The sequence below is a fragment of the Pseudomonas sp. GM60 genome, assembly GCF_000282415.1.
GTDB classification, from domain to species: domain Bacteria; phylum Pseudomonadota; class Gammaproteobacteria; order Pseudomonadales; family Pseudomonadaceae; genus Aquipseudomonas; species Aquipseudomonas migulae.
The window spans coordinates 1-26,027 of the sequence record NZ_AKJI01000080.1 but is presented as its reverse complement, the minus strand read 5'-3'; the positions used below and the strand labels follow the sequence as shown (position 1 = coordinate 26,027).

Annotated in this window: 26 protein-coding genes; 3 read left to right on the top strand and 23 right to left on the bottom strand. The window is 60.7% G+C overall.

Features of this window, described 5'->3' with window-relative positions; genetic code table 11:
- Nucleotides 1-3: 3 nt before the first annotated feature.
- From pabC to PMI32_RS09495, 8 genes are all read right to left on the bottom strand, one after another.
- Nucleotides 4-819 carry an aminodeoxychorismate lyase gene (gene pabC / locus PMI32_RS09460; RefSeq protein WP_008031597.1) on the bottom strand — a complete coding sequence of 272 codons (816 nt, stop codon included), beginning with the start codon at nt 817-819 and terminating at the stop codon, nt 4-6.
- Complete coding sequence (gene fabF / locus PMI32_RS09465; protein WP_008031595.1) at nt 819-2,063, bottom strand: beta-ketoacyl-ACP synthase II; 1,245 nt, start codon at nt 2,061-2,063, stop codon at nt 819-821. The genes pabC and fabF overlap by 1 nt, the downstream gene beginning before the upstream one ends.
- A 108-nt stretch (nt 2,064-2,171) precedes the next feature.
- A complete protein-coding gene (gene acpP / locus PMI32_RS09470) occupies nt 2,172-2,408 on the bottom strand; it encodes an acyl carrier protein (RefSeq protein WP_003175607.1) in 237 nt (78 codons plus the stop codon).
- Nucleotides 2,409-2,599: 191 nt separating this feature from the next.
- Nucleotides 2,600-3,343, bottom strand: coding sequence for a 3-oxoacyl-ACP reductase FabG (fabG, locus tag PMI32_RS09475; RefSeq protein ID WP_007942004.1), 744 nt, complete (start codon nt 3,341-3,343; stop codon nt 2,600-2,602).
- A gap of 16 nt (nt 3,344-3,359) precedes the next feature.
- Nucleotides 3,360-4,298, bottom strand: coding sequence for an ACP S-malonyltransferase (gene fabD / locus PMI32_RS09480; RefSeq protein WP_008031593.1), 939 nt, complete (start codon nt 4,296-4,298; stop codon nt 3,360-3,362).
- 125 nt (nt 4,299-4,423) lie between these two features.
- Nucleotides 4,424-5,434 carry a phosphate acyltransferase PlsX gene (gene plsX / locus PMI32_RS09485; RefSeq protein ID WP_081500214.1) on the bottom strand — a complete coding sequence of 337 codons (1,011 nt, stop codon included), beginning with the start codon at nt 5,432-5,434 and terminating at the stop codon, nt 4,424-4,426.
- A 4-nt stretch (nt 5,435-5,438) separates the two neighbouring features.
- Nucleotides 5,439-5,621, bottom strand: coding sequence for a 50S ribosomal protein L32 (gene rpmF / locus PMI32_RS09490; protein ID WP_003179396.1), 183 nt, complete (start codon nt 5,619-5,621; stop codon nt 5,439-5,441).
- A 13-nt stretch (nt 5,622-5,634) separates the two neighbouring features.
- Nucleotides 5,635-6,162, bottom strand: a complete 528-nt coding sequence (locus PMI32_RS09495; protein ID WP_008031588.1) for a YceD family protein — start codon at nt 6,160-6,162, stop codon at nt 5,635-5,637.
- 105 nt (nt 6,163-6,267) lie between these two features.
- Here PMI32_RS09495 and PMI32_RS09500 point away from each other — a divergent pair, with 105 nt between their 5' ends.
- Nucleotides 6,268-6,846 (top strand): Maf family protein, encoded by a 579-nt coding sequence (locus PMI32_RS09500; RefSeq protein WP_008031586.1) that lies wholly within the window; start codon nt 6,268-6,270, stop codon nt 6,844-6,846.
- A 233-nt stretch (nt 6,847-7,079) separates the two neighbouring features.
- Here the strand turns inward: PMI32_RS09500 and sppA are convergent, their stop codons facing one another.
- From sppA to rluC, 3 genes are read right to left on the bottom strand one after another with little or no spacing between them, the layout of a single operon-like run.
- Nucleotides 7,080-8,069 (bottom strand): signal peptide peptidase SppA, encoded by a 990-nt coding sequence (sppA, locus tag PMI32_RS09505; RefSeq protein WP_008031583.1) that lies wholly within the window; start codon nt 8,067-8,069, stop codon nt 7,080-7,082.
- Between the two features lie 25 nt (nt 8,070-8,094).
- Nucleotides 8,095-8,757 carry an HAD-IA family hydrolase gene (locus PMI32_RS09510; RefSeq protein WP_008031580.1) on the bottom strand — a complete coding sequence of 221 codons (663 nt, stop codon included), beginning with the start codon at nt 8,755-8,757 and terminating at the stop codon, nt 8,095-8,097.
- On the bottom strand, nt 8,744-9,706 hold the full coding sequence (rluC, locus tag PMI32_RS09515; protein WP_008031576.1) for a 23S rRNA pseudouridine(955/2504/2580) synthase RluC: 963 nt from the start codon (nt 9,704-9,706) through the stop codon (nt 8,744-8,746). Before rluC ends, PMI32_RS09510 begins: the two co-directional genes overlap by 14 nt.
- A gap of 701 nt (nt 9,707-10,407) precedes the next feature.
- Here rluC and rne point away from each other — a divergent pair.
- Nucleotides 10,408-13,626, top strand: coding sequence for a ribonuclease E (gene rne, locus PMI32_RS09520; RefSeq protein WP_008031571.1), 3,219 nt, complete (start codon nt 10,408-10,410; stop codon nt 13,624-13,626).
- Nucleotides 13,627-13,776: 150 nt separating this feature from the next.
- Here the strand turns inward: rne and PMI32_RS09525 are convergent, their stop codons facing one another.
- The 12 genes from PMI32_RS09525 to PMI32_RS09580 all read right to left on the bottom strand — a co-directional run bounded on the left by PMI32_RS09525 (nt 13,777) and on the right by PMI32_RS09580 (nt 25,237).
- Nucleotides 13,777-14,373 (bottom strand): nucleotidyltransferase family protein, encoded by a 597-nt coding sequence (locus tag PMI32_RS09525; protein ID WP_008031569.1) that lies wholly within the window; start codon nt 14,371-14,373, stop codon nt 13,777-13,779.
- Nucleotides 14,370-15,353 carry an XdhC family protein gene (locus PMI32_RS09530; protein ID WP_008031568.1) on the bottom strand — a complete coding sequence of 328 codons (984 nt, stop codon included), beginning with the start codon at nt 15,351-15,353 and terminating at the stop codon, nt 14,370-14,372. The genes PMI32_RS09525 and PMI32_RS09530 overlap by 4 nt, the downstream gene beginning before the upstream one ends.
- Nucleotides 15,353-17,674, bottom strand: a complete 2,322-nt coding sequence (locus PMI32_RS09535; protein ID WP_008031567.1) for a xanthine dehydrogenase family protein molybdopterin-binding subunit — start codon at nt 17,672-17,674, stop codon at nt 15,353-15,355. The genes PMI32_RS09530 and PMI32_RS09535 overlap by 1 nt, the downstream gene beginning before the upstream one ends.
- Entirely contained in the window at nt 17,671-18,141 is a 471-nt protein-coding gene (locus PMI32_RS09540) for a (2Fe-2S)-binding protein (protein ID WP_008031566.1), read from the bottom strand. Before PMI32_RS09540 ends, PMI32_RS09535 begins: the two co-directional genes overlap by 4 nt.
- 247 nt (nt 18,142-18,388) lie before the next feature.
- Entirely contained in the window at nt 18,389-19,408 is a 1,020-nt protein-coding gene (gene murB, locus PMI32_RS09545) for a UDP-N-acetylmuramate dehydrogenase (RefSeq protein WP_008031565.1), read from the bottom strand.
- Complete coding sequence (locus PMI32_RS09550; RefSeq protein ID WP_008031564.1) at nt 19,405-19,869, bottom strand: low molecular weight protein-tyrosine-phosphatase; 465 nt, start codon at nt 19,867-19,869, stop codon at nt 19,405-19,407. The genes murB and PMI32_RS09550 overlap by 4 nt, the downstream gene beginning before the upstream one ends.
- A complete protein-coding gene (gene kdsB, locus PMI32_RS09555; protein ID WP_008031563.1) occupies nt 19,869-20,633 on the bottom strand; it encodes a 3-deoxy-manno-octulosonate cytidylyltransferase in 765 nt (254 codons plus the stop codon). The genes PMI32_RS09550 and kdsB overlap by 1 nt, the downstream gene beginning before the upstream one ends.
- Nucleotides 20,630-20,815 (bottom strand): Trm112 family protein, encoded by a 186-nt coding sequence (locus PMI32_RS09560; protein WP_007945752.1) that lies wholly within the window; start codon nt 20,813-20,815, stop codon nt 20,630-20,632. Before PMI32_RS09560 ends, kdsB begins: the two co-directional genes overlap by 4 nt.
- 24 nt (nt 20,816-20,839) lie before the next feature.
- Nucleotides 20,840-21,850, bottom strand: coding sequence for a tetraacyldisaccharide 4'-kinase (gene lpxK / locus PMI32_RS09565; RefSeq protein ID WP_008031560.1), 1,011 nt, complete (start codon nt 21,848-21,850; stop codon nt 20,840-20,842).
- Nucleotides 21,850-22,281, bottom strand: a complete 432-nt coding sequence (gene pocB / locus PMI32_RS09570; RefSeq protein ID WP_008031559.1) for a flagellar polar localization protein PocB — start codon at nt 22,279-22,281, stop codon at nt 21,850-21,852. The genes lpxK and pocB overlap by 1 nt, the downstream gene beginning before the upstream one ends.
- Nucleotides 22,278-22,916, bottom strand: coding sequence for a flagellar polar localization protein PocA (gene pocA / locus PMI32_RS09575; protein WP_008045105.1), 639 nt, complete (start codon nt 22,914-22,916; stop codon nt 22,278-22,280). Before pocA ends, pocB begins: the two co-directional genes overlap by 4 nt.
- A gap of 98 nt (nt 22,917-23,014) precedes the next feature.
- Nucleotides 23,015-25,237 (bottom strand): DNA internalization-related competence protein ComEC/Rec2, encoded by a 2,223-nt coding sequence (locus tag PMI32_RS09580; RefSeq protein WP_008031554.1) that lies wholly within the window; start codon nt 25,235-25,237, stop codon nt 23,015-23,017.
- Nucleotides 25,238-25,372: 135 nt separating this feature from the next.
- Here PMI32_RS09580 and PMI32_RS09585 point away from each other — a divergent pair, with 135 nt between their 5' ends.
- On the top strand, nt 25,373-25,891 hold the full coding sequence (locus tag PMI32_RS09585; protein ID WP_008031552.1) for a DUF2062 domain-containing protein: 519 nt from the start codon (nt 25,373-25,375) through the stop codon (nt 25,889-25,891).
- Nucleotides 25,892-26,027 lie beyond the last annotated feature (136 nt).

Here is a 26,027-nt window from a genome sequence, read left to right as displayed (position 1 = left end):
GTATCAAGCATCCAGTAGCGCGCGGGCAATGGTTTGGAGTTTACGGGTGAGCGGCCCAACCGGCCAGCTCAGAGCTGCATAGGCGCGCACCGGCCAAACGCCATACACGCTGTTGCAGATAAAGACCTCATCAGCCCATTGCAGCTGTTCGAGGGTAATGTCGGTGATTTGCGTGGGAATCCCCAGCGACTCGGCTTGAAACAATAATTCGGCGCGCATCACGCCGGCCACACCGCAGCGCTTGAGATCGGCAGTGATCAACACACCATCGCGGACCAGGAACAGATTGCTGAACACACCCTCAATCACTCGCCCGCCCTGATCGAGCATCAAGCCTTCGGCATGCTCGGTGTCTTGCCATTCGGAACGGGCGATGACTTGCTCAAGACGGTTCAGGTGTTTGAGCCCGGCGAGCAAGGGTTGTCTGGACAGTCGTGTAGCGCAAGGAAACAGGCGAACGCCCTGCTCCGCATGTGCGACAGGGTAAGCGGCAGGCGGGTTGCCCTGAAGAATGCGTCGGGCCTGGGCCGCAGGATCGGGCGCGTAACCGCGCAGGCTGTCGCCGCGGGTGAGGATGAGTTTGAGCACGCCCTCGCCCAGTGCTGCGGCGTAGGCCAGCAGCTCGCTGCGGATCAGCGCGTGATCGGCCGTGATCGCCAGGCGTGAACAGCCTTGCGCCAGACGCGACAGATGCCGGTCCAGCAACAGCGGCTGCCCGTTCTGCACGGCAATGGTCTCGAACAGACCATCACCGTAAGCCAGGCCGCGATCCTTCAGCGACAGAGCGTCAGCCGGCTGACCGTCGACCCAGCTGTCCATCAGTCAGCGAACCGGCGGAACACCAGCGAGCCGTTGGTACCGCCAAACCCGAAGGAGTTGGACAGGACCACATCGATGTCCATGTTGCGCGCGGTGTGCGGCACGAAGTCCAGGTCGCAGCCTTCGTCCGGCTCGTCGAGGTTGATGGTCGGCGGTGCCACCTGGCTATTGATCGCCAGCACACTGAAGATCGCCTCGACTGCGCCCGCCGCACCCAACAGGTGACCGGTCATGGACTTGGTCGAGCTGACCGCCAGCTTGTAGGCGTGATCGCCGAACACCGACTTGATCGCGCAGGCTTCGGCAAGGTCGCCGGCCGAAGTCGACGTACCGTGGGCGTTGATGTACTGGACTTGATCGCTATTGATCTTCGCATCGCGCAGGGCGTTGGAAATGCAACGAGCAGCACCCGCACCGTCAGCCGGCGGCGACGTCATGTGGTAGGCATCGCCACTGGTGCCAAAGCCGATCAGTTCTGCGTAGATGGTCGCGCCGCGAGCTTTGGCGTGTTCCAGCTCTTCAAGCACCAGCGCACCGGCACCGTCGGACAGGACGAAGCCGTCACGGCCCTTGTCCCATGGACGGCTGGCGCGGGTCGGCTCGTCGTTGCGGGTCGACAGCGCGCGGGAGGCACCGAAGCCGCCCATGCCCAGACCGCAAGCCGCCATCTCGGCGCCGCCGGCAATCATCACGTCGGCTTCGTCGTACATGATGTTGCGAGCAGCCATGCCGATGCAGTGCGTACCGGTGGTGCACGCGGTGGCGATGGCGTAGTTAGGTCCCTGTGCACCCAGGTGGATCGACAGGAAACCGGAAATCATATTGATGATCGAGCCAGGCACGAAAAACGGAGAGATCCGTCGTGGGCCGGAATCATGCAGCGTGCGGCTGGTTTCTTCGATATTGGTCAGACCGCCAATACCCGAACCCATGGCCACGCCGATGCGCTCACGGTTGGCGTCGGTAACTTCAAGACCGGCGTTACGCACCGCCTGAAAACCTGCGGCCAGACCGTACTGAATGAACAGGTCGAGCTTGCGAGCTTCCTTGACCGACAGGTATTCCTCGACATTGAAGCCCTTTACCGAGCCGCCAAAACGGGTGGAATAGGCAGAAAGGTCGGTGTGTTCGATCAGACCAATGCCACTACGGCCAGCCAGAATGCCCTGCCAACTGCTCGGCACATCCGTGCCCAGTGGCGACAACATACCCATACCGGTGACTACGACGCGTCTACGCGACACAGCACTCTCCTTTTTCAAATGACGACTTTGCATCAGGCCTAAAGAAAAAACCGCACGCCATGATGGCAGTGCGGTTTTTCCATGACAGCAAGCAACGATTACAAACTATTACGCCTGGTGGCTAGTAACGTAGTCGATTGCAGCTTGTACAGTAGTGATCTTCTCAGCTTCTTCGTCAGGGATTTCGGTCTCGAATTCCTCTTCCAGAGCCATCACCAGCTCAACGGTGTCAAGGGAGTCGGCACCCAGGTCTTCAACGAAGGAAGCAGTGTTGACCACTTCTTCTTCTTTAACGCCCAGTTGCTCAGCAACGATTTTCTTGACGCGCTCTTCGATGGTGCTCATACCTTGTTTTCACTCCTAATGGACAAATTCAGGCAGCTGGCCAGTGGGTAAGTGTATAGAAAGACTTTTCAGTTTTTCAACTGAAAGCTTCACTCCTCAAACCCCGTGACCCTCTGCCTATAAATAGATTGCAGCTTTATAACGGATTTTAGACAGCTCGTATGACATTTTTTTGAAGCAATCCGTCACATTTAACTCATGTACATCCCGCCGTTCACCGGGATTGTAGCCCCAGTAACGTAAGCCGCACCGTCGGATGCAAGAAAAGCGACCACAGACGCGATCTCTTGAGCTTGCCCCAGACGACCCAGCGGAATTTGCGTCTGCAAGGCTTCACGCTGTGCCTCGGGCAGTTCGCGGGTCATATCGGTGTCGATGAACCCAGGGGCCACCGAGTTTACCGTAATCGAACGCGAACCGACTTCACGCGCCAGAGCACGGCTGAAACCTTCCAGACCTGCCTTGGCGGCAGCGTAGTTTACTTGGCCTGCGTTGCCCATGGCACCCACAACCGAGCCAATACTGATAATTCGTCCCCAACGGGCTTTGGTCATACCGCGCAAAACGCCCTTGGAGAGGCGGAACAGACTGTTCAGGTTGGTATCGACAACGTCATGCCACTCGTCGTCTTTCATGCGCATCATCAGGTTATCGCGGGTGATGCCGGCATTGTTGACCAGGATCGCCGGCGCACCGAACTGCTCCTGGATGCTCGCCAGCACAGCGGCAACGGATTCGTCGCTGGTGACATTCAGCTCCAGGCCAGTGCCTTGAATACCGTTTTCTTTCAGGGTAGCGGCGATGCGCTCGGCACCCGAAGCGGATGTCGCGGTGCCCACAACAATGGCGCCCTGACGACCCAGTTCCAGGGCGATGGCCTGGCCGATACCGCGGCTCGCACCGGTGACCAGTGCAACTTTACCTTGCAGACTCATGCAAGCTTCTCCTGATTCAGGCCAACGCTGCACGGGCGGCAGCGAAGGCGTCTGGGGTATTGAGGTTGGATGTCGATACGCCTTCGGCGCAGCGTTTGTTCAAGCCTGCCAGCACTTTGCCAGGGCCGCATTCGACCAACTGCGTCGCGCCCTTGGCGGCCAGCGCCTGGACCGATTCAACCCAGCGCACAGGCTTGTAGAGCTGCTCAAGCAGATCGCGCTTGAGGGTCTCAAGATCGGCCGGCACGTTTGCGCTGACGTTTTGTACCACAGGAATCTGTGGTGCCTGCCAGTTGATCGCAGCGATCGACTCGGCGAAACGCTCGGCGGCTGGACGCATCAGCTCGCAATGGGACGGCACGCTGACCGGCAACGGCATGGCGCGCTTGGCACCACGGGCCCTGCAGCCTTCGATGGCGCGTTCGACCGCAGCCTTGGCACCGGCGATCACGACTTGACCCGGAGAGTTGAAATTGACTGCGCTGACCACTTCGCCTTGCGCCGCTTCGGCACAGGCTGCCAGTACGTCAGCATCGTCCAGACCGAGAATGGCAGCCATACCGCCCTGCCCGGCCGGAACGGCTTCTTGCATCAACTGACCGCGACGCTCCACCAGCTTCACCGCGTCGCCCAGACTCAGGCTGCCCGCAGCGACCAGGGCGCTGTACTCGCCCAGGCTGTGACCGGCAACATAAGCCGGACGCGCACCGCCTTCCGCCAGCCACAGACGCCACAAGGCGATCGAGGCGGTCAGAATGGCCGGCTGGGTTTTATCGGTTTGATTGAGTTGCTCTTCCGGCCCTTGCTGGGTCAGTGCCCACAGGTCGTAACCGAGCGCGTCGGATGCTTCTTTGAATGTTTCAAGGACCACCGGATGTTGCGCGCCCAACTCGGCCAGCATGCCGAGGGACTGCGAACCCTGTCCTGGAAAGACGAATGCGAGGGAAGCAGACATGTAACAAGCCCCTAATGATCTTGTCGTCGGAGAATTGACGTCCCGCTTGGGGGACGCAAGAAACTGACAGTTGGATGGCAAATTGAACTGAGCGGTCACATTTAAGCATTGTCCGACGAAAACGCCTAAAGCAACAAATCCTCCAGACGACCGTGAATGCGCTCCGGCAGGTTTTCCTGGATCTCGATCAAGGCTCGCTGAATCGCACTCTGGAAGCCCTGAACCCCTGCCGAACCGTGGCTTTTCACCACAATCCCCTGCAACCCGAGGAAGCTTGCGCCGTTATGCCGAGCAGGCGCCAGATCAGCCTGAAGACGCTTCATCAGCGGCAGCGCCAGAGCGCCCACCATTTTCGATGCGAGATTCTTTTTGAAAAGCGCTTCAATTCGCCCGGCAATCATGGTCGCCAGACCTTCACTGGACTTGAGCAAAATATTGCCGACAAAACCGTCGCACACCACCACATCCGCCTCGCCACGGTACAAACCATCACCTTCGACAAAACCGATGTAGTTGATGCCGCGAGCGCTCTGCAACAAGGTCGCCGCCAGCTTGACCTGCTGATTGCCCTTGATGTCTTCGGTGCCGATGTTCAGCAATGCAACCCGTGGACGAACGATGCCCAGGGTTTGCGCCGCGACCGAACCCATCACCGCAAACTGCAGCAGATGCTCGGCGCTGCAATCGACGTTGGCGCCCAGGTCGAGCAACTGACAATAGCCCTTCTGCGTCGGAATCGCCGCGACCATGGCCGGCCGGTCAATACCCGGCAAGGTCTTGAGCACGAACCGTGACAAGGCCATCAGCGCGCCGGTATTGCCGGCGCTGACGCAGGCCTGAACCTTGCCATCACGCAACAACTCGAGCGCCACACGCATCGACGAGTCCGGCTTGCCGCGCAAGGCCTGGGCAGGCTTTTCGTCCATGGTGATCACTTCGGATGCCGGGGTAATCGACAGGCGCGAGCGATCCACAGCCGATTGGCCAGCGATCAATTCTTCAAGGAGGGAGGGTTGACCGACAAGGGTCAGGTGCAGCGAGGGCGTAGCAATCAGACAAGCAAGGCTGGCCTGAACAATGCTGCGGGGACCGAAGTCCCCGCCCATTGCGTCAATCGCGATGACTTGAGCGGACAAGTGATTACTCGTCAGCGCCCTTGTCGATCACTTTACGGCCACGGTATACGCCTTCTGGCGATACGTGGTGACGCAGGTGAACTTCACCGGTGGTTTTTTCTACAGACAGGGTGCTAGCCTCGAGAGCGTCGTGCGAACGACGCATGTCACGGGCGGAGCGGGATTTTTTGTTCTGCTGAACAGCCATAATTGATTAACTCCTAAACGTTTGGGTCACGCTTTAACTGCGCCAATACACTGAACGGGTTGGACCGCGTTACCTCGTCCTCGCTCGGTTCGGGCTCATCGAGACCCGCCGGCTGCTGGCATTCTTCCGGATGATGAGCAGGCACAATGGGCAAGGCGAGCAGAAGCTCCTCCTCGATCAGTGACTGCAGATCCAAAGGATCTTCGCCCAGTTCCAGCACGTCATAACCTTTCGGCAACGACTGGGTATTCGCACCCTCCTTCACCACAGCATAACTGCATTCGCTGTGGATCGGCAGGGTGACCAGCTCAAGACAACGCTGGCAAACCATTTTGACTTCGGTGTCGATAAAGCTGTGGATTACCACAGACTTACGTTCATCTCGTTCAAAAACGAATTTAGCCTGCACCGTACCGACATTGTCGGAAAGCGGGTCGCAGAGTCTCTCCAAATCGGCCAGCAGCAGTTCACCTTGAAGGGTGGTGCCACGGTCAGCCAATTTGCGCGGGTCAACGTGAGGTGGAATCGGGTCATTCAACATAGGCGCAGCATTATAGGGATGCACCCAGCCATGTCAAAGGAAATTCAGCCCTGTCCGTCACCTGGAAGCCTCGCTAGAATTCGCGCCTGTCTTCTGGAGATGCACATGCTGCCTTTATTACTCGCTTCAAGCTCAGTGTATCGCCGGGAATTGCTGGCCCGCTTGCAGCTGCCGTTCACCTGCAGCTCGCCGGACATCGACGAAAGTCATCGGCCGAATGAGGCCGCCGTCGAACTGGTAAAGCGCCTCGCCGAAGAAAAAGCCCGGGCTCTTGCCGGCAGCCACCCCGCCCATCTGATTATCGGCTCCGATCAGGTCGCGGCGCTCGGCGAGCGCATTATCGGCAAACCCCACACCTTCGAAAAGGCTCGCGAGCAGTTGCTGGCCTCAAGCGGCGCCAGCGTAACCTTTCTGACCGGCCTGGCCCTGCTCAATAGCCAGACGGGACACTGCCAGGTCGACTGCGTGCCGTTCACCGTGCACATGCGCACACTCGACACCGCACGCATCGAACGCTACCTGCGCGCCGAACAGCCCTACGATTGCGCTGGCAGCTTCAAGGCAGAAGGTTTGGGGGTGAGCCTGTTTCAGCGCACCGAAGGCCCTGACGCCACCAGCCTGATCGGCCTGCCGCTGATTCGCCTGATCGACATGTTGCTCGCTGAAGGCGTGCAAATACCCTGACGGCTGTCGAGTCTTTCACCGATCTTGAGGACGCCATCGCCGGCAAGCCGGCTCCTACAAGGGAACGCCCCAATCTGCGCCGCAACAAAATCCTGTAGGAGCCAGCTTGCTGGCGATGTGAACGGCGCGGTGTATCAGGAACGCTGCCATCGCCAGCAAGCCGGCTCCTACAGGATGTGGGCGCCAACAAAAAACCGGCCACTTGGGCCGGTTTTTTTATGTAGCCGGAAGAATCAGCGCAGCGACGGACCCTGGAAGCCCATCCACATCGCCAACTGCTCAGCCACGCTGGCACCCAGTTTCTTCGAGAAGCGATCGAACGGCGATTCCTGAACGGTGAAGTCCACCAGCTCTTTCTCGCCAATCACATCACGCGCCACCGAACTGGCATTCCCCAGACCATCGATCAGCCCCAGCGGCAGCGCCTGCTCACCGGACCAGACCAACCCGGAGAACAACTCCGGATGCTCTTTATCCTTGAGTCGGTCGCCACGACCCGTCTTGACGCTGTTGATGAACTGCTGGTGCGTCGTATCGAGCACGCCCTGCCAGAACCGGGTTTCCTCAGGCTTCTGCGGCTGGAACGGATCGAGGAACGACTTGTGCTCGCCCGACGTATAAGTCCGACGCTCGACACCCAGCTTCTCCATAGTGCCGACAAACCCGTAACCCGCTGCCGTCACACCAATGGAACCCACCAGGCTCGCCTTGTCGGCGTAAATCTGATCCGCCGCACTGGCGATGTAATAAGCACCGGAAGCCCCCAGATCGGAGATTACCGCGTAAACCTTGGTGTCCGGGTTCAAGCCGCGCAACCGGCGAATCTCGTCATACACGTAGCCGGACTGCACCGGACTGCCGCCCGGACTGTTGATGCGCAGGATGACACCCTTGACCTTCTTATCTTCGAAGGCGGCACGCAGGCTGCCGACGATGTTGTCAGCGCTGGCGGGCTCCTTGTCGGCGATCATGCCCGTCACTTCGATCAGCGCGGTGTAATTGGCGCTGCGAGTGGCGGCTTTCTCCATGTCCATCAGCGGCGTGAACAGAACCAACGCGCCAAACAGGTACACAAAGGTCAGCAACTTGAAGAAAATCCCCCAGCGACGCGACCGGCGCTGCTCCTGCACGCTGGCGAGCAGGGTCTTTTCCAGCAGCTTCCAGCTTTTTTCGTCACCGCTCTCTGCGCTCGGCTTGGCGGGCGCTTTCCATTCGTCGGTCATGGCCATCTACCCCGGCAAAAACGTATTAAGCCCGCTGACTCAGCCAGGCATGCAATTCTGAAAAACGATCAATAGCCAGCGCCGGCTCGAACAATTTCAGCGCTTCAATCGATTGCGCGCCGTAGCTGACCGCCACCGAATCCATGCCGGCGTTGCGCGCCATCTGCAGGTCGAATGACGAATCACCGACCATCAACGCTTGCTCCGGACGAACTTCGCAATGGGCGAGGATCTGCTCAAGCATCAGAGGATGGGGTTTGCTGGCGGTTTCGTCGGCGGCACGGGTGATGTCGAAATAATCTTCCCAGCCGTGCGACTTCAGCACCCGATCCAGTCCGCGACGCGCCTTGCCGGTGGCAACCGCTAAATGATAGCCCTCGGCGCGGAACGCCTCCATCGACTCGACGACCCCTTCGAACAACGGCGAAGGCACCGCTTCCGACGCGATGTAGTGGTCCGCATAATGCTCGCGAAACGCCACCAGTTTGGTATCGCTGATCTCGGGGTACAGCGTGCGAATCGCTTCCGGCAGGCCCAGGCCGATGATGCCTTTGACAGCAAAGTCATCGCGCAACTGAAAACCGGAACGCTCGGACGCAACGTGCATTGCTTCGACAATCCGACCAATGGAATCAGCCAGCGTGCCGTCCCAATCGAAAATCAGCAGTTTGTAATCAGAGGGGTGCACTCAGGCGCTCCACAGTCTTGGCCCACATCTCGTCGACAGGCGCCTGCAACTTCAGTTCGCCGCCATCCGGCAGCGGCACGGTCAGCATGTACGCATGCAGGAACAGGCGTTTGCCGCCCAGATCGCGAATTTCCTTGCTGAAATCGTCATCGCCGTACTTGGTGTCGCCAGCAATGCAATGCCCGGCGTGCAAAGTGTGAACGCGAATCTGGTGAGTTCGGCCAGTGATCGGCTTGGCCTCGATCAGAGTGGCAAAGTCGCCGAATCGACGCAGTACCTTGAACACGGTCACCGACTCCTTGCCCTCCTCCTCGTCGACCTCGACCATCCGCTCGCCGGAACGCAGATTGCTCTTGCCCAGCGACGCACGGACCTGCTTGATCGATGCCGCCCAGTTGCCGCGAACCAGCGCCATGTAGCGCTTGTCCACGCCATCACCGCGCAAGGCCGTGTGCAAGTGACGCAGCATGCTGCGTTTCTTGGCGATCATCAGCAGGCCGGAGGTGTCACGGTCAAGGCGGTGAACCAGCTCGAGCTCCTTGCAATCCGGACGCAACTGACGAAAGGCTTCGATCACGCCGTAAGTCAGGCCGCTGCCGCCGTGAACCGCAATGCCGCAAGGCTTGTTGATCACGATCAGCGCTTTGTCTTCATAGACAATCGAGGCTTCAAGTCGCTGCAGCAAGCCCTGGGCCAGCGGCACAGGTTCGTCGCGTTCAGGCACGCGAACCGGCGGCACGCGCACGATATCGCCCGCCTGCAGCTTGTATTCGGGCTTGATCCGGCCTTTGTTCACTCGCACTTCGCCTTTACGCAAAATGCGGTAAATCAAGGTCTTGGGCACGCCTTTGAGCCGAGCGAGAAGGAAGTTATCAATACGTTGGCCGGCATATTCCGGCGAGACCTCAAGCAGTTGTACGCCTGGGGTCGAGGGGGCAGTAGTCGTCATGGCGCGGATGATATCAATTTTTTATGGAATTGAAGCACTTAATCATTACTGCTATAGTCGCGAACGCCGCCAAAAGCGGCCTGGACAGCGGACAAACGGTCAAAAACCGGCCCTGACCAATGCAATTCACCAGGACGCGAGGCCGTCCTACGGCGCTTTCGCTACGTAACGGTGGAGTTTGCAGGTGTAACGAGCGCAGGTGACATGAGGCCTGAATCACGCCGCAAAGCAGAGTTTTCACTCGCTACGCGAGCCCATATTCACGGCCAGTTCACAAAGTGCAGTCAGCTGCGAATGACCCCGAGCGAACGCTTCGGAAACAACGCCTAAATTAGCCATGATGCGTGACCTCCCCTTTCGGAGCTCACGGTAAATGCCAACCCGCTGCGGATTCTGCGCGCGGCAGCACCCGAATTATCAGGGATACGTGTAGGGTGGAGATGCACAACCGCTGGACTGTGTAGCAATAGGCTTTATCAAGACGCTTCATCTCGTCCACAGCCGCCGGTTGATTCCTCCTCCTGACTGAGTGCTTAAGTAGCCACAGCAAGCAGGACGCGTACGTCGCGACGAAGGCCCACATTGGCCGGACTTCGCTAGACACGGGAATGGCCAACCACTCCCGACGCACCTGACACCGACCATGAGAAGTCGTGTGTGCCGAACGCCGTTTCCGGCAGCCCGGAAACCGACGGTACTACATGAAAAGAATGCTGATTAACGCAACTCAACCCGAAGAGTTGCGTGTTGCACTGGTAGATGGCCAACGCCTCTACGACCTGGACATCGAATCCGGTGCACGCGAGCAGAAGAAGGCCAACATCTATAAAGGCCGGATTACTCGCATCGAACCAAGCCTTGAGGCTGCCTTTGTCGATTTCGGCTCCGAGCGCCACGGCTTCCTGCCCCTCAAAGAAATCTCCCGCGAATACTTCAAGAAAGCCCCTGAAGGCCGCGTCAACATCAAAGACGTCCTGAGCGAAGGCCAGGAAGTCATCGTTCAGGTCGAAAAAGAAGAACGTGGCAACAAGGGCGCAGCCCTGACCACCTTCATCAGCCTGGCCGGTCGTTACCTGGTTCTGATGCCGAACAACCCGCGTGCCGGCGGTATCTCCCGTCGCATCGAAGGTGAAGAGCGCAACGAACTGCGTGAAGCCCTGAACGGTCTGGTTGCACCGGCCGACATGGGTCTGATCGTGCGCACTGCCGGCTTGGGCCGCAGCAGCGAAGAAATGCAGTGGGACCTCGATTACCTGCTGCAACTCTGGACCGCCATCAAAGAAGCCTCGCTGGATCGCTCCGCGCCGTTCCTGATCTACCAGGAAAGCAACGTGATCATCCGCGCCATCCGCGATTACCTGCGCCAGGACATCGGCGAAGTGCTGATCGACAGCGTTGAAGCCCAGGACGAAGCCCTGACCTTCATCCGCCAGGTGATGCCGCAGTACGCCAGCAAGATCAAGCTGTACGAAGACAGCGTTCCGCTGTTCAACCGTTTCCAGATCGAAAGCCAGATCGAGACCGCTTTCCAGCGCGTCGTCGAGCTGCCTTCCGGTGGTTCCATCGTTATCGATCCGACCGAAGCCCTGGTGTCCATCGACATCAACTCGGCGCGCGCCACCAAAGGCAGCGACATCGAAGAAACCGCCCTGCAGACCAACCTTGAAGCTGCCGAAGAAATCGCCCGTCAGTTGCGCTTGCGCGACATCGGCGGCCTGATCGTCATCGACTTCATCGACATGACCCCTGCCAAGAACCAGCGCGCCGTGGAAGAGAAAGTCCGCGAATGCCTGGAAGCCGACCGCGCTCGCGTGCAAGTTGGCCGTATCTCGCGCTTCGGCCTGCTGGAAATGTCCCGTCAGCGCCTGCGTCCATCGCTCGGCGAAAGCAGCGGCATCGTTTGCCCGCGTTGCAACGGCACCGGCATCATCCGTGATGTTGAATCGCTGTCGCTGGCAATCCTGCGTCTGATCGAAGAAGAAGCCCTGAAAGACCGCACCGCCGAAGTTCGCGCACAAGTGCCGATTCCGGTCGCAGCCTTCCTGCTTAACGAAAAACGCAACTCGATCACCAAGATCGAACTGCGCACCCGTGCCCGCATCGTCATTCTGCCGAACGATCACCTCGAAACGCCGCACTTCGAAGTTCAGCGCCTGCGTGATGACAGCCCGGAAGCCAGCATCAACCAGTCCAGCTACGAAATCGCTGCTGCCGCTGCCGAAGTCGAAGAAGTCCAGCCAGCCGCTGCGACCCGCACCCTGGTTCGCCAGGAAGCCGCGGTCAAGACTGCGCCGGCCCGCGCCAACGCTCCGGTACCAACCGAAGTCGTCGCCGCACCGGTTGCTGCACCGGCCGCCGCGCCAGAGCCAAGCCTGTTCAAAGGCCTGGTGAAGTCGCTGGTCAGCCTGTTCGCCACCAAAGAAGAGCCTGCTGCTCCGGTTGTGGTTGAAAAACCAGCGACCACCGAGCGCCCGGCCCGTAACGAAGAGCGTCGCAACGGTCGTCAGCAGAGCCGCAACCGTAACGGTCGCCGCGATGAAGAGCGTAAGCCTCGCGAGGAACGTGCACCGCGTGAAGAACGCGCACCACGTGAGCCACGTGAAGCCCGTGAAGAAACCCCGGCAGTTGCTCGCGAAGAACGTGCTCCACGTGAAGAGCGCGCACCACGCGCCCCTCGCGAAGAACGTGCACCGCGCGCGCCTCGTGAAGATCGCAAGCCACGTGGCGAGCGTGAAGAACGCGTTCGTGAACTGCGTGAACCGCTGGACGCCGCCGCTCCGGCTGCTGCCGCTACTACCGCTGCTGCTGAAGAGCGTCCAGCTCGTCAGCCACGTGAAGAGCGTGCGCCACGTCCACCGCGTGAAGAGCGTCAACCACGCGCCGAGCAAGCCGCTGCCGCCGTTGCTGAAGAAGAGCTGACCGGCAACGAAGAGCAACTGCAGGAAGACGGTCAGGAAGGCGCCGAAGGCGATCGTCCACGCCGCCGCTCCCGTGGCCAGCGTCGTCGCAGCAACCGTCGCGAGCGTCAACGCGATGCCAACGGCAACGTGATCGAAGGTTCGGAAGAATCCGAATCCGCCGAAGGTAACGAAGGCGCCGAAGCACCAAGCGCTGCCGATCTGGCCGCAGGCCTGGCTGTTACCGCAGCCGTTGCCAGCACCGTGATCAGCGCTCCGGCCGAAGCACAGGCCAACGAGCAAGCCGAACGCGCCACTGCCGCCACACTGGAAACTGCTCCAGTCGAAGCGCCAGTCGTTGAAGCGACCACGCCTGTAGAAGTAACTGCTGCTCCGGAAGTCGAAGTGGCTCCGGTTCGTGAAGCACAGCCTGAAGTCGAAGCTGCCGCCGAGCCTGCCGTCGTTGCTGAAACGCCTGCCGTGGTTGCAGAGCCGGTTGTTGAAACCGTCGCTGAAACCGTAACCGAAACCGTTCGTGAAGTTCGCGAAGAGCAAACCGCTTTCAACTGGGTTGCCGAGCCGGTAGCGGTCGAAACGCCAGCGCCAGTTGCTGAAGTTGCGGTTGTCGAGCCTGTTGTTGTGGCTGCCGAACCAGAAGTGGCTCCGGTTGTTGAAGCCCCTGTTGTCGCCGAAGTGGCTGCACCAGTGGTTGAAGCTGCCCCGGCCAGTGCCCTGACACCAAGTGGCCGCGCACCTAACGACCCGCGTGAAGTGCGTCGTCGCAAGCGTGAAGAAGAGCGCCTGCAGAAGGAAGCCGAACTGGCTGCCGCTGCTGCTCCGGCCGCTGTCGAAGTGGCACCGGTTGTTGCTGAGGTCGTCGAGGCTGCTCCTGCCCCGGCTGCTGAAGTGGCTGCCGAGCCAGCTGACTCCGTGATCGACGAAGCTCCACGCTCCGTTCAGGAAGCGGTAGAGCAACACGAGCAAGCCCAGGAAAAAGAGCACGAGCCTAAACCTCTCGTCTGATTCCATCGGCCACTAAAAAGCCCCGCCTGGTAACCCAGGCGGGGCTTTTTTTATGTCTCCGAATACACCGTCCCCTGTAGGAGCGAGCCTGCTCGCGATGGCGCAAGCTGATCCACCGCCATCGCGAGCAGGCTCGCTCCTACAGGGGATTTATGCAGGTTTGAAGATCAGTGATTCAGGCACATCCACATCCCACAACACCCCGGCATCCTCCACCCCCACCTCAACCACCCGCGCCGACGCAAACAACGGCTTGGCCCCACGATCACCCGACAACGCCATCAAACCCGGTCCAAACATACGCCCGAAACCAACCGGATGCCCGTACTCGCCATTCATCACCGGTACGCTAATCCCATCATCAGAAATCCCCGCCAACACCTGCTCAACCGTCGACGGCAGAATGAACGGCATATCCCCCAACACAATCAACCAGCCACCGAGTTGCGGACACGCAGCCACCCCAGCCGCAATGCTGTCGCCCATACCGGAGGATTCCACCAACACAATCTCGAAACCATACGCCTGAGCCATACGAGCCACTTGCGGGCGATCTGCAGTCGTCACCAGAACGCGCTTCTCAAGACTGGCCGGCAAACTCACCAGCACCTGCTCGATCACCGAACGAACGGCGCCATCGCGCCCCGTACAGTCAGCCAACAACTTGTCCCTGTCGGCCCCCGCCACCTGTCGAAACCGAGTGCCCTGCCCCGCCGCCAACACGATGACGCCGATTGGCCCGCTCATGCCTCCTCCTGCAACGGCTTCTTCTGTTTCAGCTCGACGCCGTTCTTGATCGCGACAATTTCCGCCAGCAGCGACAAGGCGATTTCCGCCGGGGAATGACTGCCGATGTGCAGACCGATCGGGCCGTGCAAGCGCTCGATGGCCTCTTGGGACAAGCCTAGCTGAGCGAGGTTTTCCCGGCGCTTCAGGCTGTTGACCCGCGAACCCAGCGCGCCGACGTAAAACGCCCTGGAATCGAGCGCCGTCAGCAACGCCATGTCATCCAGGCGCGGATCGTGGGTCAGCGCGACGATGGCCGTGCGTTCGTCGGTCTGGATGTTCAGCACCGCTTCGTCCGGCATACCGGATACGAAGCGCCCGTGCTGTTCTTCCCAGCCGTAGACGAACTCGGTGCGTGGATCGCAGATCAGCACTTCGAAATCCAGCAGCCGCGCCATCTCGGCAACATAACGGGACAATTGCCCCGCGCCGATCAGCAACAACCGCCAACGCGGACCGTAAATGGCGCGCAACGTGGTGCCGTCAAAACTCAGCGCATCGTTCTTGGTCGCCGGCTGCAACGTCACTTCACCGCTCGCGATATCCAGCGAGCGCGCCGTGATTTCATGGGCCTCGCAACTCGCCAGCAACCCGGCAACCCAAGCCGGGTCGCCGACTCGCTCCTCGGTCAGACGCAACGTGCCGCCACACGGCAAACCAAACCGTGCGGCCTCCTCGCGAGTAACGCCGTAAGTGATCAACTGCACCGGCGGCCCGTCAGCCGGAATCCGGCCATCGTGCAGCCGGGCGATCAAGTCATCCTCGACACAACCACCGGACACCGAACCGATCACCACCCCGTCTTCGCGCAAGGCCAACATCGCGCCCGGCGCCCGGGGCGCGGTGCCCCAGGTCTGGACCACGCTGTACAACACCACTCGCTGACCGGCGCGGCGCCATTCCAGCACGCTGCGCAGGACATTCAGATCGACGCTGTCCATCAAGCCTCGGCCTTCTGCCAACCTTGCAATTGATAACGAACCGGCAAGTTGCGGATGCGTTTGCCGGTGGCGGCGAAAATCGCATTGCACAGTGCCGGCGCAATCGGCGGCACGCCAGGTTCACCGACACCACCCAACGGCACCACGCCCGGCGGCGTGACCAGATGCACGGCGACTTCCTTCGGCGCCAGGGACATGCGCGCCACTTCGTACATGTGGAAGTTGTCTTGCTGGACCTTGCCGTCCTTGAAACTGATCTCGCCCAACACCGCGTTGCCCAGCCCCATCACGCAAGCGCCTTCGAACTGCGAACGAATTCGCTCCGGGTTGATCTGCGGACCGCAATCCACCGCAATATCGGCCTTGTGCACGATCAACGTGCCGTCATCTTTGACTTCGACCTCGATCACCGCCGCCACGTAAGTGACGAAGCTGTAATGCACCGCCAGTCCCAGGCCTCGGCCCTTCGGCAACTCTCGCCCCCAACCCGCGGCTTTCGCGGCGGTTTCAAGGACGGTGCGCATGCGCCCGGTGTCGATCGGATAGCGTTCGGGCGACTCGCCGTAGTTCCACTCTTCACTCAACGTACGCGGATCGATCTGACGGTCCGGGCCGAGCAATTTGATCTGGTACTTGAGCGGATCCTGTTTGGCCTTGTGCGCCAACTCATCGACAAAGCACTGGATCGCGAAGCCGTGAGGAATGTTCGACACCGAGCGATACCAGCCGACCCGCGTATGAATCGCCGCTTCCGGGTTCTCCAGGCGCACGTTGGGGATCGCGTAAGCCATGTTGGTGAAGCCCATGCCCAGCTCGAAAGCGGCCTCATGGTTCATGCCCGGCGCGAACAGCGCGGTGATACTCGGCGCTACCGTGCGGTGCAACCAACCCGACGGCAGGCCGTCCTTGTTCAGGCTGGCCTTCAGGTATTCAGCCGAGACGGTGTGGAAATACGAACAGTGGATGTCGTCTTCACGAGTCCATTGCACCCGCACCGCCTTACCGGGGAATTCCTTGGCGAGGATCGCCGCTTCGATGATGAAGTCCGGCTTGGACTTGCGGCCGAAACCGCCGCCGAGCAGGGTGACGTGGAAGGTAACGTTATCGAACGGAATGCCCAGGCGTTCGCCGATTCGTTCACGGGTGACCTGCGGCGCCTGGCTTGGCGCCCAGGCTTCGCACACGCCATCCTTGAAACGGGCGATGGCGACCATTGGTTCCATCGGCGCTTGCGTCAGGTGCGGCAGATAGTAAGAGGCTTCGAGGGTGCTGTCGGCGCCGCTCATGGCCTGGTCGATGTTGCCGGTATTGCGCACCACTTTGCCGGGTTTGAGCGACGCCGCTTCAATTTCCTTGCGGTAGGCGATCGAGTCGTAACTGGCGTTGGGGCCGTCGTCCCATTCGATTTTCAGCGCGTCGCGGCCCTTGATCGCCGCCCAGGTATTGCTGGCCACCACCGCCACGCCGCCCAACGGCTGAAACTCCGAGGGCAGCGGACGGCCTTCGATCTGGATGACTTTGACCACCCCGGGGACTTTCAGCGCAGCGCTGTCATCCACGGATTTGGCCTTGCCGCCGTACACCGCCGGACGTGCAATTGCAGCGTAAAGCATGCCGTCGATATGCACGTCGGCACCGTAGATCGCGCGGCCGTTGACGATGTCAGCACCGTCGATGGCCTTGGTGCCTTCCTTGCCGATGTAGCGGAATTCTGACGGATCCTTGAGCCGCAGGCTGTCACGTGCCGGCACCGCCAGCGCACCGGCAGCGACGGCGAGCGCGCCGTAACCCAGTTCACGACCGCTCGGTTTATGGATGACTTTGTGCAATTGCGCGTGGCACTCGCCGACCGGGACTTTCCACTGTTCGGCGGCTGCCTGTTCGAGCATGGTCCGTGCGGCGGCACCGCAGCGGCGCATCGGCTCGTACCAGTGGCGCATGCTGCGCGAACCGTCGGTGTCCTGGTTGCCGAAGCGCACTTCATCGCCCGGCGCCTGTTGCACTTTCACCAGCGCCCAGTCGGCTTCAAGTTCATCGGCCACGACCATGGTCAGGCTGGTGCGTACGCCCTGCCCCATTTCCGAACGGTTGCAAACCACGGTCACGGTGCCATCCGCAGCGATGCTGACGTACACCTTCGGATCATCGATCCAGCCGTTGGGCATGCCGTCGGCGCCGAATTTCTTTTCCTTCTCGGCTGCGAACGCGTCCTGCCAGCCCCAACTCGCGGCGACCACCAGCGCACTGGTGGCACCGACGCCTTTGAGGAAGCCGCGACGGCTGATGTTACTCAGGGCGAAATCATTCGGGAACTGGCTCATGCCTTGGCTTCCTTCAGGTGAGTGGATGCCTGGCGGATGGCAGTCTTGATGCGGTTGTAGGTGCCGCAACGGCAAATATTGCCGACCATCGCCTCTTCGATCTGTTCGTCGCTCGGGTTCGGGTTGGTCTTGAGCAATGCCGTGGCGGACATGATCTGCCCGCCCTGGCAGTAACCGCACTGGGCGACGGCGGTGTCGAGCCAGGCTTGCTGGACGATTTGCCCGACCGGGTCGGCGTGCAGGTTGTCGATGGTGCTGACGTTCTGGCCGACTACCGAGCCGATCGGCGTGATGCAACTGCGCGCCGGGGCGCCTTCGATGTGAATGGTGCAGGCGCCGCACAGGCCCATGCCGCAGCCGAACTTGGTGCCGTTGTAACCGGCCACGTCGCGGATGGCCCAGAGCAGCGGCATGTCCTCGGTGACATCGAGTTGATGGTCTTGACCATTTAGTTTCAGGGTAATCATGGGCACGCCCGCATAGTGGTATGGGTTATGGGGTCGAGCAATCTGCCGCTGGGGGATTAGCGGTTGGCATCACGCAGATCGACTCAGGCTAATGAGGCTCTCTTATGCGGACGGAGATGTCTGCATCGGGCCCTTGGTGGAGCAAATGCTTGCATCGTTAGGGGGCTAAGTTAACCCAGCATTAACAAAAAAGCCCTGCACAATCGAAGATGTGCAGGGCTTTGAGATCAGCCTTGAAAGCGTAGCCTCAATACTGATTGGGCTCCATTTCCAGATCGACATGGAAGCGTTCTGAAATGTCTTTTTGGATGCGCTGTGCCAGGTTCAGCAACTGCAGACCGGTCGCGGCCCCGTAGTTGACCAGCACCAGCGCCTGCAATTTATGCACGCCCGCGTCGGCCTCGCGAAAACCTTTCCACCCTGCCCGCTCGATCAGCCAGCCCGCGGCCAGTTTCATCTGCCCGTCGGGTTGCGCGTAAGCCACCAGGTCCGGGTATTCGCCTTTGAGCCGAGCGACCAGTGCAGCCGGGACCAAGGGATTTTTGAAGAAGCTGCCGGCGTTACCGAGCACCGCCGGGTCCGGAAGCTTTTCGTTGCGGATGCTGCAAATCGCCTGGCTGACGTCGGTGGCGGTCGGGTGATCGATGCCTTGCTCGGTCAGACGCTGACGCACCGGGCCGTACTCCAGATGCAAGTGCTCGGCACGGTCCAGGGCGAAACGAACCCTCAGGATCAACCAGCGCCCCGGTTCCTGTTTGAACAGGCTGTCGCGGTAGGCGAAGTTGCATTCGGCCAGCGTGAAGTCGCGTAGCTCGCCAGTCTGGCGGTCCAGCGCGGTCAGGCCGGCGAACACGTCCTTGATCTCCACGCCATAGGCGCCAATGTTCTGCATCGGTGCCGCGCCGACGGTGCCGGGGATCAGGCTGAGGTTTTCCAGACCCGACAACCCCTGCGCCAGGGTGTGTTGCACGAACGGATGCCAAGGCTCGCCGGCCTCGGCTTCGATGACGACCTTGCTGCCGTCGTCGCTCAAAATGCGAATCCCGCGGGTGGCCATGCGCAGCACCAGCGACTGGATGTCGGCGGTCAGCAGCAGGTTGCTGCCACCACCGATCACCAGCAGCGGCACGTCATGCTCCACCGCATAGGCCAGCGCCTCGCGCACGTCGGCATCGCTGTGAGCCTCGGCAAACAATCGGGCCTGAACGTCCACGCCAAAGCTGTTGTAAGGCTTGAGCGAAACCTGAGGCTGAACCTGCAAACTCATAACCGGCCCTTCAATTCGATCACCAGTCGATCACAGGCACTTTCGATCAAGTCGAGCACCTGCTCAAAGCCTTGATTGCCATCGTAGTAAGGGTCCGGCACTTCATCGAGTGGCGACTGGTAGCGGCGCAGGAACAGGTCCAGTTCGGCCTTGCACCTGGCAGGTTGCAGGTCCTGGAGGTTGCGCAGGTTGCTGTTGTCCATCGCGAGGATCAGGTCGTAAGTCGCGAAATCGGCGCGGCTCACTTGCTGGGCGCGCTGCATCGACAGGTCGTAACCGCGCAGCTTGGCCGCGGCCTGGCTGCGTTTGTCCGGAGCCCTGCCGACGTGCCAGTCGCCGGTGCCGGCGGAGGCGACTTCGACTTGATCGGCCAGCCCCGCTTCGCGCAATTTGTGCCGCAGCACACCTTCAGCCGTGGGTGAACGGCAGATGTTGCCCAGGCAAACGAACAAAACCCGCATCAGGCCTCCAGCAGGCGACGAACGCGCTCGAGGTCTTCAACCGTATCGACGCCGGTGGGCGGTGCGATCAGCGCGTCGGCGACGTGAATCCGCACGCCGTGCCACAGCGCACGCAGCTGTTCCAGGGATTCGGTGTTTTCCAGCCAGCACGGACCCCAGCTGACGAAGTCATGCAGGAAACCGGCGCGGTAGGCATAGATGCCAATGTGGCGGCGATACGGCACGCCTTCCGGCAACACGTCGCGAGTTTTCGCGAACGCGTCCCGGGCCCAAGGCAACGTCGCACGACTGAACGTCAGCGCCAGGCCATTGAGGTCGCTGACCACCTTGACCACGTTGGGGTTGAACAGGGTTTCGACATCTTCGATCGGCTCGGCCAGCGTGGCCATGCGCGCTTCGGTGTGGGCTGCGAGGTTGGCCGCGACCTGATCGATCACGCTTGGCGGGATCAGCGGTTCGTCACCCTGCACGTTGACCACAATCGCGTCGGACGCCAGACCGAGTTTTGCGGCGACTTCGGCCAAACGGTCCGTGCCTGAATTGTGGTCTTCGCGGGTCAGCACCACGTCGGCACCAAACGCGATGCACGCCTCGACAATGCGCGCATCGTCAGTGGCAACCACCACACGCTCGGCGCTGCTTTTGCACGCTTGTTCCCAGACGTGCTGGATCATCGGCTTGCCGGCGATCAGCAGCAGCGGTTTGCCCGGCAGGCGGGTCGAGGCGTAACGCGATGGAATGACAACGGTAAAGGCTGTGGTCATTTATCCAGACGCTCGTCGGTGGTCAGCGTGCGAGCTTCGGTTTCGAGCATCACCGGGATGCCGTCGCGAATCGGGTACGCCAGGCCGGCGCCCTTGCTGATCAGCTCGGTTTTGTCGGCGCTGAGCTTGAGCGGGCCTTTGCAGACCGGGCAAGCGAGGATGTCGAGCAATTTGGTGTCCATGAGCATTCCCTGGATATAAACGGTTTAAGGCAAAAGTCGAGCCGGCAACAGGCGCATCAACTGCGTATCGAACCAGGCCACGAAGGCCGGCGATGGCGCAGCATCGACCGCCAGGTACCACCAATCGGCGGCGGCGAAGGCACGGCACTTCACCGCGTCCTTTTCGGTCATCACCAAAGGCAATGACGGTGTGAAATTCAAGGCCTGCACGCTGTACTCGGCGTGGTCGGCAAATGCATGCGGGACTGGCTGCCAGTGTAGCGTTTCGAGGGTCGTGAAGAAACGCTGCGGATTGCCGATCCCGGCCACGGCGTGCAGCGCCTGGCCTGCGGGAAAGTGGTCGAGGGGACGGCGTTCGCCGCTGTGCAAGTTGACCAGTTCCGTGGGTTGCAGCTGGAAGGCAAAACCGTTGTCGCGATCATCGGTGGCGCCGTTGTACAGCACCGCATCAACGCTTTGCAGTCGTTCGACCGGTTCGCGCAACGGTCCCGCCGGCAGGCAGCGCTGGTTGCCCAGGCCTCGGGCGGCGTCAATCAGCACCAGTTCAAGGTCGCGGGCCAAACGGTAATGTTGCATGCCATCATCGGAGAGGATCAGGTCCAGAGGTTCGCTCGCCAGCAGCGCTTTGACCGCACTGCTGCGATCCGGATCGATCATCAACGGAACGCCGGTACGCTGGACGATCAGTAGCGGTTCATCGCCAGCGATGTCGGCGCTTTGATCGGCCTCGACGCGCCATGGCAGTTGCGGCGGTTTGGCGCCATAACCACGGCTGACCACGCCGACCCGCAAGCCGCTGCGCTGACAATGCTGGATCATCCACAGAATCAGCGGCGTCTTGCCGGTGCCGCCCACCGTGATGTTGCCGACGACGATCAGCGGCACCGGTGGCTGATAAATCTCGCCCTCACCCGCCAGAAAGCGTTTGCGCTTGTTCATGACCACGCGTCGGTACAGCCACTCCAGCGGCTGCAACAGCTTCAGGGCCGGATGACCTTGGTACCACGCGGCGAGCAAGCGATCGGACATGGCCATCAGGGCGCGGGCTGCGCCGCCTCGACAGTGGTCATGCGCAGGTGACTGAAGCCGAGTTTGCCGGCGGCGTCCATGGCGGTGATGACCGACTGATGCTGGGTCTTGCCATCCGCACTGATCGACAGCGGCAGGTTGGTGTCACCGTTGGATTCTTTTTGCAACGCGTCCATGAGCGCGGTCAGATCGTTCTTCTGCAAGACCTGATTGTTCACCGAGAACACGCCTTCGGCGCTGATGGCCACGTCCAGGTGTTTGACCTGCTGGTCTTCGGCAGGCGAACCGCTGACCGCTTCGGGCAGATCGACGCGCAACTGGGTTTCACGGGTGAAGGTAGTGGTCACGACGAAAAACAGCAGCAGGATAAACACCACGTCGATCAGCGACGCGAGGTTGATGTCGACCGTTTCCCGCGGTTTGCGGCGGAATTTCACGCTTTTTTGCCCTCGGTCAGGTCCACGTCACGATCACCCTGCACCACCTCGACCAGCTTGATCGCTTCCTGCTCCATACCCACCACCAGCTCATCGATGCGGCGTTGCAGGAAACGGTGGAAAAATACCGCCGGGATACCGACCATCAGACCAGCAGCCGTGGTGATCAAGGCCTTCGAAATACCACCGGCCAACACGGCGGCATTGGTGCCCATGCCCGTCCCCATGAACGCACTGAAAATATCGATCATGCCCAGCACGGTGCCGAGCAAACCCAGCAACGGCGCCATGGCAGCGATGGTGCCCAGCGCATTGATGTAGCGTTCGAGTTCGTGAATCACCCGCGCGGCGGCTTCTTCGATGCACTCTTTCATGATCTCGCGACCATGTCTGGAGTTGGCCAGGCCCGCCGCCAGAATCTCGCCCAATGGCGAATTGGCGCGCAATTCCTTGAGTTTTTCTTTATTGAGTTGCTTGTCCTTGATCCACACCCAGACCTGCCCGAGCAAGTGCTCCGGGGTCACACGACTGGCGCGCAGGGTCCAGAGACGCTCGGCGACGATCGCCATGGCCGCGATGGAACTCAGAATGATCGGCAGCATCATCCAGCCGCCGGATTTGACCAATTCCCACACAGTGACAGTCCCCTCGAAAAAGTGCGCCACTCTAACATAGGGGGTCGATGCACCGAAGACCGTGATGTCGCATCCGGTCGGGCTTTCATAACTCGCGGTTATTGTGTGGAACGCCAGAAACGCCGTTCTTGACGCATCGTCCACGGCGGATGGAAGCGTCCGAGGTGCAGACGGATGGCGCCCTGTTCGGCGCTGTCATGGATTTCCATACCGCGTTTTTTATAACGGGCCATGACCGTGGGGTGCGGGTGACCGAACGAATTGCCGTTGCCGCGAGAGATCAACACGGCTTTGGGTTGCAACGCAGTGAGCAATGCCATCGATGACGAGCTGCGGCTACCGTGGTGCGGCGCCTGCAACCAATCGGTGGGCACTGCGAGCGGGCTGTCGAGCAGGGCGCGCTCGGCGGCGCTGTCGATGTCTCCGGTCAGCAATAATCGCTCGCCATTGGCTTCGATTTGCAGCACGCAGGATTTTTGATTGCGGTCCGTGGCCGAAGGCCATTGCCAGAGCTGAAACCTCACGCCGTCCCAGGACCATTGCCGGCCACTCTCGCAGGCATCGGCGTGCAATTCGGCGGGCAGCGCCAAGGGATCACCGCTGAGCACCAGCTTTATCGGCAAACCATTGGCAACCGCTCGCGCACCACCAGCGTGATCGGCGTCGGCATGGCTGATCAACATCAGGTCGAGTTCGTTCACGCCGAGTTTGCGCAACGCTGGCAGGACCACTCGCTCGCCTAGATCGAAGTCGCCGAAGCGTGGTCCGGTGTCATACAACAGCGTGTGATGGCGAGTTCGCACCAGAATCGCCAACCCCTGGCCGACATCCAGTTGCCAGACTTCGGCGATGCCCTCGGGCAAAAGTGGCCGTGGTGGAAAAACCAGCAACAGCAACAACGGCCAACCCAACAGGCGCAACGGTACACCGCGAGGCATTAACAGCAGAAACGCGCCGAGCATGCCCAGTGCCCATATCCACAATGGAATCGCCACGGGCACCCACGCGGGCAATTGACCGGCCATCAACCCAAGGCCCTTGAACAGCCAGTCGATCAGCCCACCTGCCAGCCACAACAAGCCCTCGCCCACATACGGCAGCGGCAACAACAGAGCTCCCAGCAAGGCCGGTGGCAATACCAGCAAACTGATCCAGGGCACCGCCAGCAGATTGGCGACCGGCCCGCTGAGACTGATCGGCAATCCCAACACCAAGAGCAACGGGCCCAGGCCAATTGCGATCAGCCATTGAGCGCGGGTCCAGGTTTGCCACCATCGCCACGGCCCCAAGCGACCGCCGAAGGTGAAGATCAACACCGCCACTGCGGCGAAAGACAGCCAAAAACCCGGTTGCAGACTCGCCAGCGGATCCAGTAACAAAACAGCGTTGAGCGCCAGCAACAGCGGCCACCAGGCGCCGAGGTGACGAAATCGCAGGCGCCACAACAGCACCAGACCGATCATCACGCAGGCCCGCCGCACTGGCACTTCGAACCCCGCCAGCAGTCCGTAACCAAGGGCGGCGGCGAATGCCAGTGCGCAGGCCCATGGCAGCCACGGCAAGCGGTTCGGCCACACCCCATAACGAGCGAGTCCGGCAATCAGCAGGTAAACCACCCCCGCCAGCAAACCGATGTGCTGTCCGGAAATCACCAGCAAATGCACGGTGCCGGTGTCTTGCAACACCTGCCAATCCTCACGACTCAGCCCGGCACCATCCCCCAGCACCAGCGCAATCAACGCCCCGGTTCGCCCCTGGGCATCCACGGTTTGCAAACGCTGGCGGATGCTGTCGCGCCAGGCCCATCGGGCCTCCCTGAGTCGCTCACCGTCCTTGATCGTTCCGGTAGCGCCGATGCGTTGTGCCAGCAGCCAGGCGTCGTAATCGAAGGAATGAGGATTGAGCAGCCCGGCAGGACGCTTCAACTTCACCGCGAGCCGCCAGCGTTCACCACTGTTGACCGGCGGTCCGTCATACCAGGCCAGGCGCATCCGTTGCGGCACCTTGGCCTGTCGCGACCGGACGTCTGTCAGTTCGAAACGCACAACCCCGTCATTGTTCTGCGGCAAACCGGTCACCCGCCCTTCGACCCAACGGGTTTCGCCATCGAGATTCGCAGGCAAACGATCATCCAGCGCCCACTGCGCATTTGCGCCGGCCCAGCTGAAGCCAAACAGAAAAAACGCCAATGGGTACGTGCGAAACGGCAGCGCCATCAAACCCGTTATGGGCAGCACCAGCCATAACCAGACCGGCGGTAATACCGGCAAAAAACGCAGGGCCAGCAGACCCAACGCCAGCGCCATCATCCCTGTGCGCATACGCCCGTCCTTGAGGGTCCCCTCCTAGGCATAGCCGGCTCGCGGCACGTGCATCGTTATTAATTGTCACAAAGTCTGAATAGGCGGCTCATAGAATCCAGACATACTTGCCGCCTTAACCGACCGAGAAGCCCTATGCCCCGGCGCTTATTCAAACGTTACATGCCAGACCCGATCAGCATCAGGGAACACAAATCCTTACGCTTTCTCGGCACGCTGTTGCATGACCCGAACCTCTGGCACCTCAACCGTCACTCGGTCGCACGGGCTATGGCGGTGGGTTTGTTTGCGGCGTTCCTGCCGATTCCGTTGCAGATGCTGGTGGCGGCGGTTCTGGCCATTGTCGTACGCGGCAATATGCCGATTGCGGTCAGCCTGGTCTGGCTGACCAATCCGATCACCATGCCTGCGGTGTTTTTTTGTACGTATCAGACTGGGGCGTGGTTGATGGATGTCCCGGCTCGTCATCTGCCGGATGAGTTGACCTGGGAGTGGATCAGCGGCGAGCTGTCTACGCTGTGGCAGCCGTTTTTGCTGGGGTCGGTTGTGGTGGGGCTGGTGTTGGGGGCCCTCGCGTATTGTTTGGTGATGATGTATTGGCGGTGGTGGGTGAGTCGGCAGTGGGCTCGGCGCAAGAAGAAGCGGATGTTGTGAATGTGGTAGCTGGGCGGGATTGGATCGGGGGTGCATATCCATTTCTGCGGTGACGGCGGCTATTGGTTTCGCCCTTACGGCGAGTCACTTGGAAGAGCCCCAAGTAACCAAGGGCTCTTGCCCCTTTCGTTCGGTG

Bases quoted from the DNA above. Each gene is read 5' to 3' on its own strand.
- pabC (WP_008031597.1), bottom strand. From the start codon at position 819: ATGGACAGCTGGGTCGACGGTCAGCCGGCTGACGCTCTGTCGCTGAAG.
- acpP (WP_003175607.1), bottom strand. From the start codon at position 2,408: ATGAGCACCATCGAAGAGCGCGTCAAGAAAATCGTTGCTGAGCAACTG.
- fabG (WP_007942004.1), bottom strand. From the start codon at position 3,343: ATGAGTCTGCAAGGTAAAGTTGCACTGGTCACCGGTGCGAGCCGCGGT.
- fabD (WP_008031593.1), bottom strand. From the start codon at position 4,298: ATGTCTGCTTCCCTCGCATTCGTCTTTCCAGGACAGGGTTCGCAGTCC.
- rpmF (WP_003179396.1), bottom strand. From the start codon at position 5,621: ATGGCTGTTCAGCAGAACAAAAAATCCCGCTCCGCCCGTGACATGCGT.
- PMI32_RS09495 (WP_008031588.1), bottom strand. From the start codon at position 6,162: ATGTTGAATGACCCGATTCCACCTCACGTTGACCCGCGCAAATTGGCT.
- PMI32_RS09500 (WP_008031586.1), top strand. From the start codon at position 6,268: ATGCTGCCTTTATTACTCGCTTCAAGCTCAGTGTATCGCCGGGAATTG.
- sppA (WP_008031583.1), bottom strand. From the start codon at position 8,069: ATGACCGACGAATGGAAAGCGCCCGCCAAGCCGAGCGCAGAGAGCGGT.
- rluC (WP_008031576.1), bottom strand. From the start codon at position 9,706: ATGACGACTACTGCCCCCTCGACCCCAGGCGTACAACTGCTTGAGGTC.
- rne (WP_008031571.1), top strand. From the start codon at position 10,408: ATGAAAAGAATGCTGATTAACGCAACTCAACCCGAAGAGTTGCGTGTT.
- PMI32_RS09525 (WP_008031569.1), bottom strand. From the start codon at position 14,373: ATGAGCGGGCCAATCGGCGTCATCGTGTTGGCGGCGGGGCAGGGCACT.
- PMI32_RS09530 (WP_008031568.1), bottom strand. From the start codon at position 15,353: ATGGACAGCGTCGATCTGAATGTCCTGCGCAGCGTGCTGGAATGGCGC.
- PMI32_RS09535 (WP_008031567.1), bottom strand. From the start codon at position 17,674: ATGAGCCAGTTCCCGAATGATTTCGCCCTGAGTAACATCAGCCGTCGC.
- PMI32_RS09540 (WP_008031566.1), bottom strand. From the start codon at position 18,141: ATGATTACCCTGAAACTAAATGGTCAAGACCATCAACTCGATGTCACC.
- murB (WP_008031565.1), bottom strand. From the start codon at position 19,408: ATGAGTTTGCAGGTTCAGCCTCAGGTTTCGCTCAAGCCTTACAACAGC.
- PMI32_RS09550 (WP_008031564.1), bottom strand. From the start codon at position 19,869: ATGCGGGTTTTGTTCGTTTGCCTGGGCAACATCTGCCGTTCACCCACG.
- kdsB (WP_008031563.1), bottom strand. From the start codon at position 20,633: ATGACCACAGCCTTTACCGTTGTCATTCCATCGCGTTACGCCTCGACC.
- PMI32_RS09560 (WP_007945752.1), bottom strand. From the start codon at position 20,815: ATGGACACCAAATTGCTCGACATCCTCGCTTGCCCGGTCTGCAAAGGC.
- lpxK (WP_008031560.1), bottom strand. From the start codon at position 21,850: ATGGCCATGTCCGATCGCTTGCTCGCCGCGTGGTACCAAGGTCATCCG.
- PMI32_RS09580 (WP_008031554.1), bottom strand. From the start codon at position 25,237: ATGCGCACAGGGATGATGGCGCTGGCGTTGGGTCTGCTGGCCCTGCGT.
- PMI32_RS09585 (WP_008031552.1), top strand. From the start codon at position 25,373: ATGCCCCGGCGCTTATTCAAACGTTACATGCCAGACCCGATCAGCATC.